This is a genomic window from Ralstonia pickettii, assembly GCF_016466415.2.
Lineage (GTDB): Bacteria > Pseudomonadota > Gammaproteobacteria > Burkholderiales > Burkholderiaceae > Ralstonia > Ralstonia pickettii.
This window is the reverse complement of the sequence record NZ_CP066771.1, coordinates 2,221,771-2,237,791: the sequence shown is the minus strand read 5'-3', so window position 1 is coordinate 2,237,791 and position 16,021 is coordinate 2,221,771. Positions and strand designations below refer to the sequence as shown.

Sequence of the window (16,021 nt, the reverse complement as noted above, 5' to 3'; positions counted from 1 at the left end):
TGTTCGCAGGCAATTATAGATTGAAGTATCTATAGTGACAATAGTATCAGTCGTGACGTTAGTGTCATTAAGTTCGACTGAACTAAACCGGAAGAAACGGACGGAGTCATGCGTGAAGACGCAAACAGAACCCGAGCAACTGGCGTTGGGTAGGCCCAATCGATGGGCAATGGCACGTGCTGCCTGAGGGCATCCGAGGTCTGGGCCGGCGTGCGCTTTCTCAGTGATCCTGGGCCGCAGCCTGGCGATCACGCCCCGTTTGTCGAAACACGAGCAACGGGGCGGCGTGGGGCGTTACTGCGCAACAAACAGAATGCCATGCGGATCTTGCAGGGCGGATGCGTTGCCGACGCTGGTCACAACCGGCGTCAGATGGCCGGTCTTGGTGTCCAACTGCATGACTTGGCCCTGCCCAGCGCTGTACGCGTCGCCTTGCTTGAACGAGGCGTCTACCCGGTAGGTCGTGTTGCTAGCATCGGTAAAAAGCATGAACGTCTTGCCCGTCGGCCCGGCAGCTGGTACCCAGCGGGTGTCATCGACCGGAGTGACCGGGCCGTCCTTGTCGTTGAAGAGCGTCAGTGTTAGCACGCTCACCGTTTGGCTCGGGCCGGGGTTGCTGATGAACACGAGCTTTCCGTCCGCCTGGCTGTCGAGTACCAGATTGCCGGAAGCGTCGATCGTTTCTGAGTCGGGGTCGGTCAGGGCAAGCGTGACGGGCTTGTTGAAGTTTGGATTGGTTGCGCCGCCAACGGAAGGCGTGATGTCGGTGGCTTGGGCATTGCCGGCAAGGACCGGCGTGACGTCGAACGTCGTGCCGTTTGCATTCAGTGACAGCGAGACGACAGTGGGCGCGGCCGTGCCGGGCGTTGTTGGGTTGGAGGCGCTGGCGTACACAACACCGTTCAACAATTGCATGTCATCGAACCCACCGCCGTGCGCGGTCGGATTAACCGTTGCCTGATACGTCTTTTGCGCTCCGGTTGCGAGGTTGATGATGGTCAGCTTGGGGTTGGCGTCTTCGTTCGACATGGCCCACAACGTATTTGTGTCCGTACGTGCCAGCAGGCCGTCGATATGTCCAGGAACCGTATAGCTCTTCAGGACATTGCCACTCAAATCGTACTGGACCACTGTGTTGGTCAGGCTCGGCACGGAGCCGTCTTTGACATCGCCCGCCATTTGATAGCCGATGAAGACGGTGTTGTTGTATTGAACAATCGAGTCGGGTTTCGCGGTTGAAGACGGCGCCTTTGCAAACACCGACAAGGAATATCCGGCAGCCGTCGCAGTGTTGGGAATTTGCGCGGGCGTTGCGGCCGTTGCAGACGTTGCCGGTGTGTCATCACCACCGCCGCATGCAGTAAGTAGTGCCGCAGCAGACATTGCAACCAGCAAACTCTTCATCTTCATGTTCTACCCCCAGTTCAAGTTGATCCACGATTTCGGTTAGATGCGCAAAGCTTTGGAATTGAGAATGCAATCGCTTTGGCGTGACGACCCACAGTTGCGCGAAAAGTCTATGTGCCAATTGTGACTACTCAGTGAATTGAAAGAATTGGTGCAGCGTGAGGTGTCGTTGCACTGGAAGCCGCGCTTCTTGTCGAGGGCAGGAGCGTTAGCCTTCCAATCACGATGGACTAAGACTGATCAACGATCAGCGGATCAGCGGGGCTTGCGTCGGACGCCTGTTTGAGCGGGCTGATCCGTTGGGCTTGCTTGGTGGTGGACCCCACCGCATCGCTTACAGCCGGACTGGGCGGAGGCTTAACGATGCTGCGGCGAGCGGAGGAGGGTGCCTTGGCCTGCGTCGACTTGAGGCCCTTGTGGCTCTTGGTGGGTCCGGCTGCGGAGTTGGTCGCGGGGGCTCGACCGGGTGCATTCGAGGTGGAGGATTCCCTGTTATTCCCTGTTCCGAGTCGGTCGTTGTGCCCAGCAAATCCGGCCAGCCCGCGCAGAGCCTGGGGTACAAGTGGATCAGAGGGAGGGAAAGTGCCGAATTCCCTGCCAATTTCCCTGTTCGCAGCGAGCAGGGTGAGACAAGCCAGCCGCTGACACAGCGCTCCGCCAGGATGCACTCCGAGGCGGTGCAAGTCGGTTCGGAGAAGAAGAGAAAAAGCCCGTGGAATAACGCTCCACGGGCCCTTTTTTGGTTCTTCGAAGACCGTGGGCCGGATCTCCACATTCCGTAAGCTGATGCCAACACCTGCAACGCTCAATCGCACGCCATGCGCGCTTCGCTCGAATGGACGCACGCCGAGTTGCACTTCCAGCCGCGCCACCTGGTGGCTGATGGCGGATGCCGTGAGGTGAAGCTCCGCCGCGGCGTGCGCGAAGCCGCGGCGGCGCGCGACAGCTTCGAAACCCGGAGGGCAGCCCGTACTACGGCAAGCATGAATCCTATGCTTACCGTTTCCAGACCCCCGATCACGTCATTGTCTCCACCGGCGACACGGGCCCCAGCTCCGGACAAGTGGTCGTTGCCAAGGACCTGATGGAGTTTTGACCCCATGGTCGCTCGATTCAATCAATGCCTGTCGATGCGTTGCCCGAGGTGGAACGGTCATCGCGTGCGTTGAGACACTACAGCAGCGCAAGTGCGAACTCTCGTTCAGGCCCTGCTAGCCCATACGGCGCGCACGTTTGCGTCATTCCGACTCAATTGCTTCACAAGGGTTTCCCCTGTGAATAACGGGATGTGACCCGTGCCCTCATGCTTGCTCCTATAGTCCCATCAACTCCTTCATCAGAGAGGAGCCAGATCCATGATGGAGACGACACCCTTGAATATCCCGCCCAAGTCAAGTGGGTACGCGCACATGCAGACCCTGCGCGTCCTGTTCCGCAGCGCATTGATTGGCGCTGCTCTTTTGGCGGCGAGCGCGTCGCATGCTGCACTGGATGTTGGCCGGGCCAAGGCGCTGCTCTCGCAGAATGCATGCCTTGGTTGCCACGCGGTCGAATCACGCGTGGTCGGGCCTGCCTACAAAGACGTGGCGGCCAAATACAAAGGCGGGAATCCCGTTGTCCTCGGTGCGCGCATCAAGTCTGGCGGGGCAGGAAAATGGGGTGAGATTGCCATGCCGCCTCAGGCCCAGTTGTCCGATGCGGATGCCAGGATTCTGGCTGCGTGGATTTTGGCCGGCTGCCCCGATCAATGAGTTTAGCGAGCTGTCTTGCTGTTCGTGGTGACATTGTGAAAACGCGCGTCAGTCCGCCGCATGGCGACAAGCGCTGAACATTCTGGAGGTTACGCCTGTGAAAGTCATTCCCATTTCACATGATCAAGAACCGGGCGCGGCAGCTTCGAAGAAGGAACTGACGCTGACACGTAGAAGCATGCTCAAAGGTACCGGCGTGCTTGTGGGCACGTTGGCCATCGGCAGCCCGCTGGCGTTGCTGGCGCCATCTACGGTGTGGGCTGTCGAGCTCAAGGCGCTGAGCAAGGCCGAGGGCGACACGCTGCTGCAGATGGGGCGTGTGCTGTTTCCCCACGCCAAGCTGCCCGACGCCGTTTATGCACTGCTCGTGAAAGACCTGGATGCAAAAGCCGCTCAGGACGTCCAGGCGGCCACGCAGTTGCACGAAGGTATTGCCGCGCTCGATAAGCTGGCTGGCGGCAGTTTCATCAAGGCCAGCGCAAAGAGGCGGCTGGCAGCGGTCAAGGCCATGGAAGGCAAGCCCTTCTTCAACACGGTTCGAGGCCAGTGCGTGACCTCGCTCTACGACAACGAAATGGCGTTTGCCACGTTCGGCTACCCGGGATCGGCGTGGGAGAAGGGGGGCTATATCACTCGCGGCTTCCAGGATCTGAAGTGGTTGCCAGCGCCCCCGGTGGAAGCGAGTCCGCCGCCGTTTCTGGGCTGATACGCGTCGCAACAACCCTCCGCTTCAGGCCCGTTAAGCGCTCGACGCAGAGCCGAGCCCGTTGACTGGAGCGAGACAAAAATGCCGGCGGCATGCTGGTGCGCAATACAGGAGACATGTATGGCAACGTTTGATTTCAGCGATGACTCGGTCGTCGTGATCATCGGTTCTGGTGCCGGCGGCGGCACGCTGGCCAACGAGCTGTGCCAGAAAGGCATCAAGGTCGTCGTGCTGGAGGCGGGCGGCAAGCAGTCGAATGCCAGCTTCATCAATGATGAATGGAAGGCCTTCAGCCAACTGGCTTGGCTCGACAAGCGCACGACCTCCGGAAGCTGGCGCATTGCCAAGGATTTTGCGGAACTCCCTGCCTGGATCTGCAAGACGGTTGGAGGTACAAGCACGCACTGGGCCGGCGCTTCGCTGCGCTTCCAGGAGCATGAATTTCAAGCCCGGACGCTGTACGGCGACCTCAAGGGAGCGAATCTGCTGGATTGGCCTCTCACGCTCAAGGAGCTGGAGCCGTATTACGCCAAGGCCGAAGACAAGATGGGCGTCACGCGCACCAATGGCATCCCGGGCCTGCCGGGCAACAACAACTTCAAGGTGATGTACAACGGCGCCACCCGGCTCGGCTATAAGGAAGTGCACACCGGCAACATGGCCATCAACAGCAAGCCGCGCAAGGGTCGCGCACGCTGCATGCAGCTCGGCTTCTGCTTCGAGGGCTGCAAGAGCGGCGCCAAATGGTCGACGCTGTACACCGAGTTGCCCGAAGCAGACGCTACCGGCAATTTCGAGTTGCGCACGCAGGCGCATGTCACCCGCATCGAACACGATGACAAGGGGCGCGTGAATGCCGTCATCTATATGGACAAGGACGGCAAGGAACAGCGGCAAAAGGCGCGCATCGTCTGCGTGGCGGGGAACTCCATCGAAACACCGCGTCTGCTGCTGCTATCCGCTTCGAACATGTTCAAGGACGGTCTGGCCAATTCGTCGGGTCAGGTCGGCCGCAATTACATGCGCCATATGACCGGGTCGGTTTATGCGGCATTCAAGGAGCCTGTGCACATGTACCGCGGCACGACCATGGCCGGCATTGTGCGTGACGAGGCTCGCCACGATACCCGTCGTGGGTTCGTCGGCGGTTACGAACTCGAAACGCTGTCGCTGGGTATTCCGTTCATGGCAGCCTTTCTGAATCCGGGAGGGTGGGGTTCCGACTTCGCGTGGTGGATGGATCACTATACGAATTTGGCAGGTATGTGGCTCGTCGGTGAAGACATGCCGCGTGAGACGAACCGCGTTACGCTCAATACGAACGTCAAGGATCAATGGGGCAACTACGTGCCGAATGTGCACTTCGATGATCACGAAAACGACATCGCCATGCGCAAACACGCCTACACCCAGGCCGAGCGCATCTACGGCGCAGTCGGAGCGATCAAGACGTTCCGCACGCCGCCGTATCCGTCGACCCATAATCTGGGTACCGCCCGCATGAGCGCCCGCCCGCAGGATGGCGTCTGCAATAAATGGGGGCAGACACATGACATCGCGAATCTGTTCATCAGCGACGGCAGCCAGTTCACCACGGGCGGCTCGGAAAACCCGACATTGACCATCGTCACGCTCGCTATCCGGCAGGCTGACTACATTGCCAAGCAGATGTCGCAACGTTCGATCTGAGTGCCGCAGCGTCGGTTGACCCTCTGCAGGAGACTGCGATGTGTGAATTCTTCGTCACCGCTGATCCCATTCTTTATGAGTCGCGTACGCGCTCCGTGCGCATTCATGGGGTACACACCAGCATCCGACTGGAAAACTTTGTCTGGGATACCTTGGCGATCCTCGCCGCGGATGAAAACATGACCACCAACGCGCTGATCGTCCAGTTTCACGACGAGATCCTGCATCACAGGGGCGACGTTCAGAATTTCACGTCCTTCCTGCGGGTGACCTGCCTGCGCTACCTTCGTCGCAAATGCGACCAGCTCGAAGCTGCACGGCAGGCTGAGGGGGTGATGCAGGCACAGATGGCACCGCAGAAGAGAACACTACAGACTACCCACTGAAACATGGCCAAGCTCATCCATACGATGATCCGCGTGCGCGACCTGGACGCGTCGCTGAAGTTTTACCGCGAGGTACTGGACCTCACGCCCTCGCATACGCTCGATTTTCCGGACTTCGGGCTCGTCTACCTGCGCAATGCAGAGAACGATGTTGAACTGGAACTGACTTTGAACAAGGGCCGCCAGGAGCCCTACACCCACGGCGACGGCTATGGCCATGTGGCCGTGGTTGTCGACGATGTGGCCAGCAAGCATGCCGAATTGCTCAGGGCGGGCTACGAGCCGCTGGCGGTCAAGGAATTCAAGGCAAACGATGCGTTGCTAGCCCGCTTCTTCTTCATCCAGGATCCGGACGGCTACAAGATCGAGGTGCTTGAGCGCCTCGGTCACTATCGCTGAGCGGTGCCATCGCGCGGGCATGGCTCAGCGTGCCTGATCTGATCTGATCTGATATTGGAAGCAACGCGCCATGATTCCTCACCTCTTCACCGCGTTCTCGGGCCCGCTTTCGGCTGTCACCAAGGATAGTCAGCCGCTTAGCCGCGTCATCATCCAGGAAGGGGTGCCGTCGAGGGAGCGATTGCACGGCGCCGTAGCCGAACCTGTTGTCTACATGATCGGGCAGCACGTCGTGGGCGGTTTTTATCGGGCCAATCCGGCAAGGGCGTGGACGAGCATCTGAATGCGCCGGGGGCGGTGTTTTCGCCCATGCTGCCGGTCGACCAATCCTCGCAATCGCGCTCGCTCTCGTTGTGCACTACGAATGAAGAGCCCAACCGCTTCTATCTATACGCAGTCGTCGGTCAACTGGCCGCGCTGTCGGCGAGCGATGAACTCAAGGCCGCGCAAGCCGAGGCGCCCTCGGCGCTGGAATTTGCCTGAAGGCTGGCTCCCCATGTTGACACTTCGACCGTTGCCGGCGTTCGCTGACAACTACATTTGGGTATTGCATGATGAACGACACGCTTGGGTCGTGGATCCTGGGGAGTCTGCACAAGTGCTCGACTATCTGCAGAAGCACGGTCTGGTTCTGCAGGGAATACTTCTGACGCACCATCACTCCGACCATGTCGGCGGAGTGCAGGCGCTGCGCCAGCAAACCGGTGCTGCTGTCTACGGTCCGGCGGGCGAGCCGATTCCCGAGCCTGCGCGCCGGCTGAGGCAGGGCGATCGGGTGGATGTCTTGGAGCAGCAGTTTGAGGTGATCGATGTGCCGGGACATACCGCCGGCCACATCGCTTATTTCAGTGCTGCCTGCCCCGATGGACCGCTCTTGTTTTGCGGGGACACGCTGTTTTCGGGAGGCTGTGGAAGGTTGTTCGAGGGCACACCGGAGCCGATGCTGGCATCTCTCGATACGCTCGCGGCCTTGCCGGCGCAGACGCAAGTGTGTCCCGCGCATGAATACACGCTAGCCAACCTGCGGTTCGCGCAGACGGTCGAACCATCTAACGAAGCTCTGGCCCGCCACGTGCGCTATTGCGAGATGTTGCGCGCGCAAGGATTGCCGACGCTACCGAGCCGCCTTGGGCTCGAGCGTCAGATCAACCCGTTCCTTCGCTCGCGCGAACCCAGCGTGCGGCAGTCGCTCAGTCCGTTGCCGTCAGCCAGTCTTGGCGATGTGCACGTCTTTGCCGCGCTTCGCGAATGGAAAAACAACTTTCAATGATCGCGCGCTGAGCGTAGCGCATCGGGTCGTTACGTGTCACAGGGTTCTGCTCGCCCCCTGCGCAGGCGCTTCTGTGGCGATATGACGGCGGCGAGGAACGCGTTCAGCAGGCTATAGGGTTGGGGAAGTCACGTAGCGGTGACCTCGGATCGCTTGTCGGTGCGTCGTCAAGCGCCCGCAGCTGTCGGTATGCCGGACGGCTGAGCGGCGTGCTGGGCTGTCTCAAGCCCCAGTTGGAAGAGCGCATCCAACGCGTCGAGTGATGACTGAACGCATCATTCCCTGTTATTCCCTGTTTCCAGGTGGCCGTCGCGCCCAGTAATTTCCCGGCAGCCCGTGCAAGCTCTGATGCACGACCCGATCAGGGGGAGGAAAAGCGCCAAACTCCCTGCAATTTGCCTTGTTAGCGGGGGAGTGCGCAGAGATAAGTCTGCCTCAGACTCAGCGCTCCGCCAGCAAGTCCAGCGCCCCGGTCAAACGGAGCCTGGTTCGAACAAAGCCCCGCCAATGGCGGGGCTTTGTCGTGTAAGCGTTCTTGGCGGTACCGTGGAGCGAGTTTTCGTGGGTTTGGGACCGCCATTCTCAGAGTGCCAGTGCGGCGGCGTACCGATAGCCAGTTTTGCTGCTGATGTCGGCGCTGAATCAGGCGGAGATGAACCCGGGCAACTGGGCCCAGTCGATGGGCAAGGGTACGTGTTGCACGTGGGCATCGGAGGTCAGAGCCGGCGGTTGGGCACCATCCAACATCGCCCGCACAAGGTCAGGCGCCGGGAAGGTCCGGCAGATGACGCGCGTCGCAAAGTAGCGAGTAGCGCCCTCTACCTCTGCAATGGCGGCGATGGACGTGACCCTTCCGGCGTCTAACGCGGCCACGGCGGATTGGCCATTCGGTACCCAGTCTGCTGATAGGCGGCATCTCCCGACGCGCCTTGGATGGCGTCCCCGATCATGGGGTCGTCTTCCACAAGCGATACCCGCATGCATCCACCGGCCATTGCCTCCGTCAATGGGCAACCCGAGCTGCGCGTTGCCTGAAGAGCAGCATGCCGGTCAGGATAAAGGCAAGCAGTGCGGCCGACGCGGAGTAGCGGCTCAAAGCGAGCCCACCAGCGCTGTGCGGTTTGTCGAGAAAGTCGCCAACCACGGCGCCCAAGGGGCGTGTCAGGATGAACGCGGCCCAGAACAGCAGTGTGCGGGAAGCGCGGGTCCAGTAGTAGGCGGCGATGATGAGCGCAAGCAGCGCCCCGAAGACCACGGCCGCCCCTGTATAGCCCAAGCCGGCCGTATCGGCAGTCCAATCGCCCAGGGCCGTGCCCAAGGTCTGCGAAAACATGATGGTGACCCAATAGAACGCTTCAGCCTTGGGCGAGTGGACGGTGCTCACCGACACCGACCCCAACGTGCGGTACCAGGCGAAAAGAGAGCCGAGCAGCAGTACCAGCAGCAAGGTGGAGCCGCCTGCATATCCGATACCCAAAGAGCGATCCGCGAAGTCTGCCAGCGTCGTGCCGACCGTGGTCGTGGCGATGATGGTGGTCCAGTAGAGAAGCGGATGAAAGCCCTTGGCTCTTATTTGTGCGGCTACCGACACCAAGAAGACGGCGGCAAAGATGCCGGTGCCCACCAGATAGCCCAGGTTCATCGACATCGAGACAGCATCACCACCGGTTTCGCCCAGTGTGGTGGCCGCAATCTTGAGTAGCCAAAAGGCCAGTGTGACTTCTGGCACTTTGGCCAGAGCGTGCTCTGTTGACGTCTTCATCATGCGTCCTCGCAAATCAAGTCCGACCTTGCAGCGTGTCGAAGGTTTTCAACAAATCGGTCAAAGCAGCCTTGCAGTCGGGCTGCTTGGGTGTGTCTGCGCGCAATGCGGCCAGCGCACGGTCAATGGCCTTATCCAGTACGTGCCAATCATTGGCCGCCCGAGGCTTCAGGCCGGCTTCCGCCGCGTCCCAAGAAACCTCCAGATCTTTGATGCGTGCTTTTGCGGCCGCCAGATCACCCTTGTCCACGAGGTTGGCAATATCCGTTGCGATGCTGCGAAACGCCGATAGATCACCCAGCTTCGACGCGGTTTTGGATTGGGGCGGCGATGCGGTTTGAGTCGATGTGCCCGGCACTGTCCCAGTTGCGGCTTGAGCCTCCGGTTTGGAGCAACCGGTGGCGATGCTCAGAAACAAGATGGCCGAGACTGTGGCAGTCGCCCGAACGAGTGTGTGTTGATCGAACATGGGGGTTCTCCTAAAAAACGAAGCGCTATTCGGTGGCCTGTACAGCTCGGCTTTTACTCATGCCGAACTGTTCACCCGCCACCAGTAAGACAATCACCGTGAGGAACAGGGCACTGGTCCACATGGCGCCCATGCCGAGACCGCCGTAGGTTTTTGCTTGAGTGAGCAAGTCGCCGAGCGCCGCGCCGAAGGGTCGGGTCAGGATGTACGCGATCCAGAACGTGAGCACGGCGTTGCCACCGATACGCCAGGCGGCGTACGTGACGCCGAGCAACGTGCCGAACACCACGGCTCCCCACGTGAAGCCAAGGCCCAGCGCTTCCGTCGCCGAATCGCCCGCCGCGGTTCCCAGCGCAAACGTACAGAGGATGGCGGCCCAATAGAACAGCTCCCGACGACGCGTGACGATCGAGTGGATCGAGAGCGTTCGTTCGACGCGATACCAGACGAAGAAGATGGCAGCGAGCAGCAGGGCAAACGCGGTGGTGCTGGTGTAAAGGCTGATACCCAACCCATCCGTCAACAGATCCGTGATCTGCGTGCCGACCACGCTGACCAGGACGACCGTGAGCCAGTAGATCAACGGGATATAGCGGCGAGACCGCAGCTGCGCAAACAAGGCAACTGCCAACAATGCGGCCATCACGGCTCGTGTTGCGGCTTGGCCCCACCCGGCATTCACGGCCAGGAAATCGGCTCCCGTCTCGCCCACCGTCGTGGACATGATCTTGACGATCCAAAACGACAGTGCAATCTCGGGCACCTTGTTCCATGCGTCACTTACCTGCCACCGATTCATGATGTGTCCTCGCTTTAGTGGGAACCTGAGGGCAGTTTGGTCGAGCGGACTTAGCCTCGACATAGACCCAGGGTTGCCGTACGCAATCAGTCTTGCTTGTCGTGAACGTCGTCGTGATCGGCCTTGTCCTCGACAGCGGAAATGACCGTGCCCTTGTCGGCATCGATCCGAACGTCGAAGACTTTGGCTCCGCTCACAACTTCCACGTCGTACACCCAGCCCTGTTTCGACTGCTCGTATTCGGCGCGTGACGCCTTGCCATTGGCGTGCTGCTCTGCAGCCGCGACAGCTTGAGTCAGCGGGATCTTTGCTTGTGTGACAGCGAGGGCGTCGTTTTGAATGTGGGCTTTGGCGGCGTAGGCGGCCGCGCCCGTCATCGCGATGGCAATGGCGAGGAGGGAAAGCTTGGTGTAGCGGTACATGGTGCTTCTCCTGACATGCGCGCGGAGGTGCGCAATGGAGAAGCTACGCAGGCAGACTTAGGTGGCACTGAGACGATGCGAAATTCCCAGGGCCAAGCCGGTTCACCTGCTTCAGGCTCTGTGCACTGCTCGACCACGCGCCTCCGCTCGGCGCTGAGGCAGATCCACCCTGAATCGATTGGCAGGGAACGAGCTGAGACAGGCCCGCCCCAGACTCACCGCTCCGCCAGCCCGCCAGCAGTAGCAAAAGCCCCTTGGCTTTACGGCCAAGGGGCTTTTTGTTTGGCGCTTCGATCACCTAGTCAAAAAGCATCGACGCGAAGGCTACGCCACGCGGTTGGCTGCCTGCGCCAGCATGTTTTCGATCTGCTGGTCTTTCTCCTCCCAGAGTTCGGTGAGCCAGCGGTGAAAATCGCTGCGAAAGGCTGAGTCGGTGCTGTAGTCGTGCGTGCAGAAATCCGGCGGGATCGGCAGCTCGCGGATATGCACCATCACCCGGCCGGCGTGGCCGGAGGCCAGTTGCCAGAAGCTCGGTGTGCCGTCCGGATAGGCGATGCTGATATCGAGCAGCGACTGGAACCTTCCGCCCATGGCGTTGAGCGTCAGGGCCAGGGCGCCGGCCTTCGGCTTGAGCAGATGACGATAGGGGGACGACTGCGTCCGGTGCTTTGCCGGGGTGTACCGCGTGCCTTCGGCAAAGTTCATGACGCTGGTCGGCACGTGCGCGAACTTGGCACAGGCGCGACGCGTGGTTTCGCGATCTTGATTGCGCAGCTCGGGGTGCTTGCGCAGCGCTGCCTTGGAGTGCCGCCGCATGAACGGAAAATCCAGCGCCCACCAAGCCAGGCCGATGACCGGCACGTAGATCAGCTGTTGCTTGAGGAAGAACTTGAGCAGTGGGATGCGCCGGTTCAACACCCGCTGCAACACGAAGATGTCCACCCAAGACCGATGGTTGCAATTGACGAGGTACCAACCCGCGTAGCGCAGGTTGTCGGCGCCTTCCACGCTCCACGGCTCACGTTGCAGCACGCCGATCCAGGCATTGTTGCAACCGATCCAGCGCGTTGCGACCCAGTTGAGCATCGGGTCGATCCGGCGGCGGACGGCCACTGCCGGCACCAGCAGCTTGAACGCTGACAGCGTGAACAGCGGCACGCTCCAGAACAGCGTGTTCAAGGCAAGCAGGATTGAGCTAAATGTGCCCAGTAAAAAGGCAGGCAGGACGCGGATCAAGGCACCTCCAATGAGTACCCGCCGGGTGGCCTGGGCGGGCAGGAATCGTGATGTTGAGGATACGTCAGCGTAGCGCGGATCGCCTGCCCAGACCATGCGCTGCGTCAGGATTCGTGCGTCGTCTTCGCATCCGAGGGACGAAAAAAAAACCTTGGTGTTGGCCAAGGGTTTTTTCTGCTCAGGTACGGCTCAGAACGAATGCTTCAGCCCCACACCCGCCAGCACGGTCTTCGCGCCCGGCGCCGTACCGCCCGCAACGATGGAAGTCTTGAGACTTTCCAGCGGGTCCACCGTGCCCACTGCGCCCGCATTGACGTACACAAGTTGCGCGTAAAGCGTGGTGCGTTTGGGGAAGGTGTAGTCGTTGCCCAGCACGACCGACTTGGTAGAGCTGTCGTGGGTGCTGCTTTCGTACTTGCTGTAGTAGCCCGCCAGCGTGGCGGTATTGGCGGGGCTCCACTTGTAGTCGAGCCCGGCACCGATCGATTTGACGTCTGACACACGTTGGCCGGCCGGCGCGTCATTGGTGACGCAGATGTAATTCACGCGGCCCGTAAAGGCGCCGAACCGTACGGCCACACCTGCGCTCCAAAGGCGGCTGAGGGTCTCGCCCGTGCAGCTGTCTGCCGTCGACTGATAGCCGAGGCCGACTGTGGCCGGCCCCGTGTAGGTGGCACCCAGCGAGAGTTCATTGCCGCGCCGGAAGCTGCCGGCAGTCTCGCCAAATGAATACGCAACGCCCAGCCACACGGTGCCGAAGTTGTTGGCGTACTGCAGTGCATTGCCGATGAACACGCCCACGTCGTTGCCGGGGTTGGTGCCCGCGCCCACTGCGTTGCCCGGTGCGGGGAGCTGGTTGTAGGCCCAGCCGTACAGGTTCGAGAACTGCTCCTTGAAGCCGCGCACTTCCGTGCCGATCGTTCCGGTGGGCGCCGGACTGTACTGGCGCCCAAGCGTGATCGCTTCCCAGTTGCCGCTGAGGCCAACGTTCGCTTGCCGGCGGAACAGCTCGGAGCTGAAGCCGGGGCCGGTGGTGAGCGTCCCGGTGTCGCTGCTGAAATGCCCTTCGAGGTTGAAGTTGGCCTTCAACCCACTGCCCAGGTCTTCCGATCCCTTGAGGCCCCAGATGCTCGGGCTGATGCCACCCGAATGCACTTAGGTGACGCCGCCGCCGGCCGCACTGCGGTATTGATACTGGAGGCCGGCATCGACCGTGCCGTAGAGGGTGGCCGACGATTGTGCGATGGCGCCACTCGCTGCGCAACCGAGAGCGGCTGCAATGGCGGTCAGGACGCAGGGTCGAAGGCGTGTGTTCTGCATGTTGTCGCCGTATTGTCGTTGTCTCCCGTCGTGTGCACCAGCGTGGGCACGACTTCTCCGGCATTCGCGCCCGAGGCTTCTGCGTTGGCAGCGCGCGCGGCGTACAGGCCGTCCTGCAGACGCAACAGCGTGACGCGTGCGGGGGCCGCAGAGACCGTCGGGGCCGGACTGATCCCTGTCGTGAGCATCATGCACATCCAGCGTCGCCGCACGGGGTCTGGCGCCATGTCTGATATTCGCGCCGTACCTTCGCGAAGGCTATGTGCTGGTGTACGACAGCGACCGCGTCCGCAAGGTCAGCAGCTTCGAAGACCTCGCCGGTCAGGCGGCCGGCGCCGAGCAGGGGTCGGGCGGGGCGAGTGCGCTGCTTTCCAGTGCCAACGGCGCGCTGCGCGACAAGGTGAAGATCTATCCGGAGGCCAACGAGGCGCTGCGTGCGCTGTTCTCCGGCCAGATTGCCGCGGCAATGGTGACGCGGGCGCAATATGAAAGTGCGCTGAAGATGCAGAATCAATCTGCCACACGGTTTGTGGCGACCGAACTGCAGTCGCCGCTGCTGCCGGCCCGCGGTTGGGCGATCGGCATGGCCGTCAAGGCGGATCAGCGAGAACTGGCGCAGGCGCTGGAGACCGCGCTCAATGCACTGCGCGCCAGCGGCGAGCTGCAACGCATCTTTGCGCAATACGGCCTGTCGATGGTGGCACCGTAGGCGCCACCGCCCGCGCACGGAGCCGAGCGCGTCGACGCACCTGACGCGGCGGCACTGCGGGCGGCTGGCCGCGCCGGCCAGCTCACGCGCTACGCCTTCTCCGCCGCGGCGTGCTTGGAGGGCAGCGCACTCACGTTGTCGTCGAACGGCGAATCCACGGGGATCTTCGAGAAGTGGTGGATCTTGGGCGCGTGCGAGTCGTCGGCCTGGGCGTCGTGCGGGTCGATGAACGACATCGCCGTGCGGCGCTTGAGCATGTGTGAGTCGCGCGATTGCGATTCGCGCCACAGCTCGGCCGTGAACTTGAGACCGGCGCGCAATGCGTGGGCGCTTTCCTGCTTGCCCTTGCGCTGGTCGGACACGCGCTCGATGCCCTTCTTGACGACGTCTTCCAGGAATATGAGACGGGCGCGGTAGTAGTCCGCGTGCATTTGTGCATCCATCACGCGCTGCTCTGCCTGGTACAGCTCCATGCGCAATTCGCTTAGCGCGCGTTCGGCCTGCTTCTCGGGAGAGGGTGCGTGGCTCAAGGCCCAGTTTGCAATCCACCGCAACATGGTCAAGCCCTCCTGTCTTGCGGTGTCCGCCGCCGGTGGGAAGACACCGTTCACTGCCCGTGCATTGATCGGAAGTGATCGCCGCTTTCCAAACAGACTAGCAAAAAAAACAGGGCGATTGCGCTAGTCCACCTGCATACCTGTTGTGAAAAGGAAGCATGGTCCTTTTGGCTGAGAGGCGCGCGGGCCAAGTTCTGGTTTCATAAGCGGATTGCCTCGTGTGCACAGGTTTGCCACGCGAATTTCACCTCCATGCGCAAGCGATTGCGCACATCACCGCGCCCGATTCTGGGCGCGCTGTCAGCGGAACCGGTACGTGAGCGAGGCCATGGCCGTGGTCTGCTGGCGGCGCTGGGTGATCGGACTGTCTGCCGCATCGCCACGCAGCCGTGCCACCGTGAGCGAGCCATTGGCCGTCCACCGGTCATCGAGCTTGCACGTGACGATGGCGTTGAAGTGGATGTCGCGCAGCCCCGCATGCGTGGCAAATACCGGCAGGCCCGAACGCGCGCTCTGCCCATCGTCCACGCCAAAGAACGTACGCGTGTACTGACCGTTCGTCCACGACACGCCGGTGCCAAGGCTGAACAGCCAGCGGCCGACCGGCGCGCTCGCGTAGGCATCGGCGTTGGCGATCAACCCCTGGCGGTTGCCGAGGATGTCCTGCTCCGCATCGGTGGACAGCGTGAGGAACGACACCGTGTACTGCGCGAACGCCTTGGCGCGCACCGTGGCGTTGACATTGCCCAGACCATTCAGGCGCGCGTCGTCATGCGCATGGCGCCACGTCGGGTCGAACTGGAAGTTGCCGCCCACCTGCCATGTGTCGTCGTTGGCGAGGTACACGCCTGCAAAGTCCATCCCCTTGGAAAAGAAGCGATGCCGGTATTCGATCTCCTGATCGATCCACGGAAACACGAAGCTTGATTTTGCACCGGGATACTTGGGCGACATGTAAATCGCCGGGCCGACAGCGATGCTCCAGTCGCCGGCCTCGGCGCTGTTTTCCGCGTTGGCGGCAGGGGCCGTCTGTGCCTGGGCAGCGCTGATTGACAACGCGCTAACCAAGACCAAGGAAAGACGGAGCAGAAGGCGGAGCGGGGCACGCGAAGGCAGCAGCATGAGCGAACGGAACTGGA

16 protein-coding genes and 3 pseudogenes are annotated in these 16,021 nt (G+C 61.3%); 8 read left to right on the top strand and 11 right to left on the bottom strand.

Annotation, left to right across the window (positions count from 1 at the left end):
* Window positions 1-294 precede the first annotated feature (294 nt).
* Both RP6297_RS10550 and RP6297_RS10545 read right to left on the bottom strand, forming a co-directional pair.
* Window positions 295-1,410 carry a hypothetical protein gene (locus tag RP6297_RS10550; RefSeq protein ID WP_037028305.1) on the bottom strand — a complete coding sequence of 372 codons (1,116 nt, stop codon included), beginning with the start codon at window positions 1,408-1,410 and terminating at the stop codon, window positions 295-297.
* A 791-nt stretch (window positions 1,411-2,201) separates the two neighbouring features.
* A pseudogene (locus RP6297_RS10545) lies at window positions 2,202-2,396 on the bottom strand (helix-turn-helix domain-containing protein); the annotation flags it as partial.
* 366 nt (window positions 2,397-2,762) lie between these two features.
* On the opposite strand from RP6297_RS10545, the gene RP6297_RS10540 reads away from it, so the two are divergent.
* From RP6297_RS10540 to gloB, 7 genes and pseudogenes are all read left to right on the top strand, one after another.
* Complete coding sequence (locus RP6297_RS10540; protein ID WP_012762502.1) at window positions 2,763-3,158, top strand: c-type cytochrome; 396 nt, start codon at window positions 2,763-2,765, stop codon at window positions 3,156-3,158.
* A 97-nt stretch (window positions 3,159-3,255) separates the two neighbouring features.
* A complete protein-coding gene (locus RP6297_RS10535) occupies window positions 3,256-3,864 on the top strand; it encodes a twin-arginine translocation signal domain-containing protein (RefSeq protein WP_037028308.1) in 609 nt (202 codons plus the stop codon).
* A 120-nt stretch (window positions 3,865-3,984) separates the two neighbouring features.
* Entirely contained in the window at window positions 3,985-5,553 is a 1,569-nt protein-coding gene (locus RP6297_RS10530) for a GMC family oxidoreductase (RefSeq protein WP_009241233.1), read from the top strand.
* A gap of 38 nt (window positions 5,554-5,591) precedes the next feature.
* Complete coding sequence (locus tag RP6297_RS10525) at window positions 5,592-5,939, top strand: ribbon-helix-helix domain-containing protein (protein WP_004631258.1); 348 nt, start codon at window positions 5,592-5,594, stop codon at window positions 5,937-5,939.
* A gap of 3 nt (window positions 5,940-5,942) precedes the next feature.
* A complete protein-coding gene (locus tag RP6297_RS10520) occupies window positions 5,943-6,338 on the top strand; it encodes a VOC family protein (RefSeq protein WP_012762499.1) in 396 nt (131 codons plus the stop codon).
* 70 nt (window positions 6,339-6,408) lie between these two features.
* Window positions 6,409-6,821, top strand: a pseudogene (locus tag RP6297_RS22815) (glutamate--cysteine ligase).
* 13 nt (window positions 6,822-6,834) lie between these two features.
* Window positions 6,835-7,608, top strand: a complete 774-nt coding sequence (gene gloB / locus RP6297_RS10510) for a hydroxyacylglutathione hydrolase (protein ID WP_037028312.1) — start codon at window positions 6,835-6,837, stop codon at window positions 7,606-7,608.
* Window positions 7,609-8,611: 1,003 nt separating this feature from the next.
* Here the strand turns inward: gloB and RP6297_RS10505 are convergent.
* The 7 genes from RP6297_RS10505 to RP6297_RS10475 form a co-directional block, all read right to left on the bottom strand.
* On the bottom strand, window positions 8,612-9,370 hold the full coding sequence (locus tag RP6297_RS10505) for a COG4705 family protein (protein WP_012762496.1): 759 nt from the start codon (window positions 9,368-9,370) through the stop codon (window positions 8,612-8,614).
* Between the two features lie 16 nt (window positions 9,371-9,386).
* Window positions 9,387-9,839: a hypothetical protein gene (locus RP6297_RS10500; protein ID WP_037028314.1), complete on the bottom strand. Its 453-nt coding sequence runs from the start codon at window positions 9,837-9,839 to the stop codon at window positions 9,387-9,389.
* A 25-nt stretch (window positions 9,840-9,864) separates the two neighbouring features.
* Window positions 9,865-10,638, bottom strand: a complete 774-nt coding sequence (locus RP6297_RS10495; RefSeq protein ID WP_037028316.1) for a COG4705 family protein — start codon at window positions 10,636-10,638, stop codon at window positions 9,865-9,867.
* 86 nt (window positions 10,639-10,724) lie between these two features.
* On the bottom strand, window positions 10,725-11,060 hold the full coding sequence (locus RP6297_RS10490; protein ID WP_004631218.1) for a PepSY domain-containing protein: 336 nt from the start codon (window positions 11,058-11,060) through the stop codon (window positions 10,725-10,727).
* A gap of 324 nt (window positions 11,061-11,384) precedes the next feature.
* Window positions 11,385-12,296 carry an acyltransferase gene (locus tag RP6297_RS10485; RefSeq protein ID WP_012762493.1) on the bottom strand — a complete coding sequence of 304 codons (912 nt, stop codon included), beginning with the start codon at window positions 12,294-12,296 and terminating at the stop codon, window positions 11,385-11,387.
* A 189-nt stretch (window positions 12,297-12,485) separates the two neighbouring features.
* Window positions 12,486-13,451 carry a porin gene (locus RP6297_RS10480; protein WP_223293233.1) on the bottom strand — a complete coding sequence of 322 codons (966 nt, stop codon included), beginning with the start codon at window positions 13,449-13,451 and terminating at the stop codon, window positions 12,486-12,488.
* A complete protein-coding gene (locus RP6297_RS10475; protein ID WP_223293283.1) occupies window positions 13,452-13,616 on the bottom strand; it encodes a hypothetical protein in 165 nt (54 codons plus the stop codon). It abuts the gene before it with no gap.
* Between the two features lie 229 nt (window positions 13,617-13,845).
* Between RP6297_RS10475 and RP6297_RS10465 the strand changes: the two are divergent.
* Window positions 13,846-14,325: pseudogene (locus tag RP6297_RS10465) on the top strand (transporter substrate-binding domain-containing protein); the annotation flags it as partial.
* An 89-nt stretch (window positions 14,326-14,414) separates the two neighbouring features.
* On the opposite strand, the gene RP6297_RS10460 reads toward RP6297_RS10465, so the two are convergent.
* Both RP6297_RS10460 and RP6297_RS10455 read right to left on the bottom strand, forming a co-directional pair.
* Window positions 14,415-14,855 carry a hypothetical protein gene (locus tag RP6297_RS10460; protein WP_223293232.1) on the bottom strand — a complete coding sequence of 147 codons (441 nt, stop codon included), beginning with the start codon at window positions 14,853-14,855 and terminating at the stop codon, window positions 14,415-14,417.
* Between the two features lie 327 nt (window positions 14,856-15,182).
* Window positions 15,183-16,004, bottom strand: a complete 822-nt coding sequence (locus RP6297_RS10455) for a MipA/OmpV family protein (protein ID WP_037028320.1) — start codon at window positions 16,002-16,004, stop codon at window positions 15,183-15,185.
* Window positions 16,005-16,021 lie beyond the last annotated feature (17 nt).

Bases quoted from the DNA above. Each gene is read 5' to 3' on its own strand.
- RP6297_RS10455 (WP_037028320.1), bottom strand. From the start codon at position 16,004: ATGCTGCTGCCTTCGCGTGCCCCGCTCCGCCTTCTGCTCCGTCTTTCC.
- RP6297_RS10530 (WP_009241233.1), top strand. From the start codon at position 3,985: ATGGCAACGTTTGATTTCAGCGATGACTCGGTCGTCGTGATCATCGGT.
- RP6297_RS10500 (WP_037028314.1), bottom strand. From the start codon at position 9,839: ATGTTCGATCAACACACACTCGTTCGGGCGACTGCCACAGTCTCGGCC.
- RP6297_RS10525 (WP_004631258.1), top strand. From the start codon at position 5,592: ATGTGTGAATTCTTCGTCACCGCTGATCCCATTCTTTATGAGTCGCGT.
- RP6297_RS10520 (WP_012762499.1), top strand. From the start codon at position 5,943: ATGGCCAAGCTCATCCATACGATGATCCGCGTGCGCGACCTGGACGCG.
- gloB (WP_037028312.1), top strand. From the start codon at position 6,835: ATGTTGACACTTCGACCGTTGCCGGCGTTCGCTGACAACTACATTTGG.
- RP6297_RS10540 (WP_012762502.1), top strand. From the start codon at position 2,763: ATGATGGAGACGACACCCTTGAATATCCCGCCCAAGTCAAGTGGGTAC.
- RP6297_RS10495 (WP_037028316.1), bottom strand. From the start codon at position 10,638: ATGAATCGGTGGCAGGTAAGTGACGCATGGAACAAGGTGCCCGAGATT.
- RP6297_RS10505 (WP_012762496.1), bottom strand. From the start codon at position 9,370: ATGAAGACGTCAACAGAGCACGCTCTGGCCAAAGTGCCAGAAGTCACA.
- RP6297_RS10490 (WP_004631218.1), bottom strand. From the start codon at position 11,060: ATGTACCGCTACACCAAGCTTTCCCTCCTCGCCATTGCCATCGCGATG.
- RP6297_RS10475 (WP_223293283.1), bottom strand. From the start codon at position 13,616: ATGCAGAACACACGCCTTCGACCCTGCGTCCTGACCGCCATTGCAGCC.
- RP6297_RS10550 (WP_037028305.1), bottom strand. From the start codon at position 1,410: ATGAAGATGAAGAGTTTGCTGGTTGCAATGTCTGCTGCGGCACTACTT.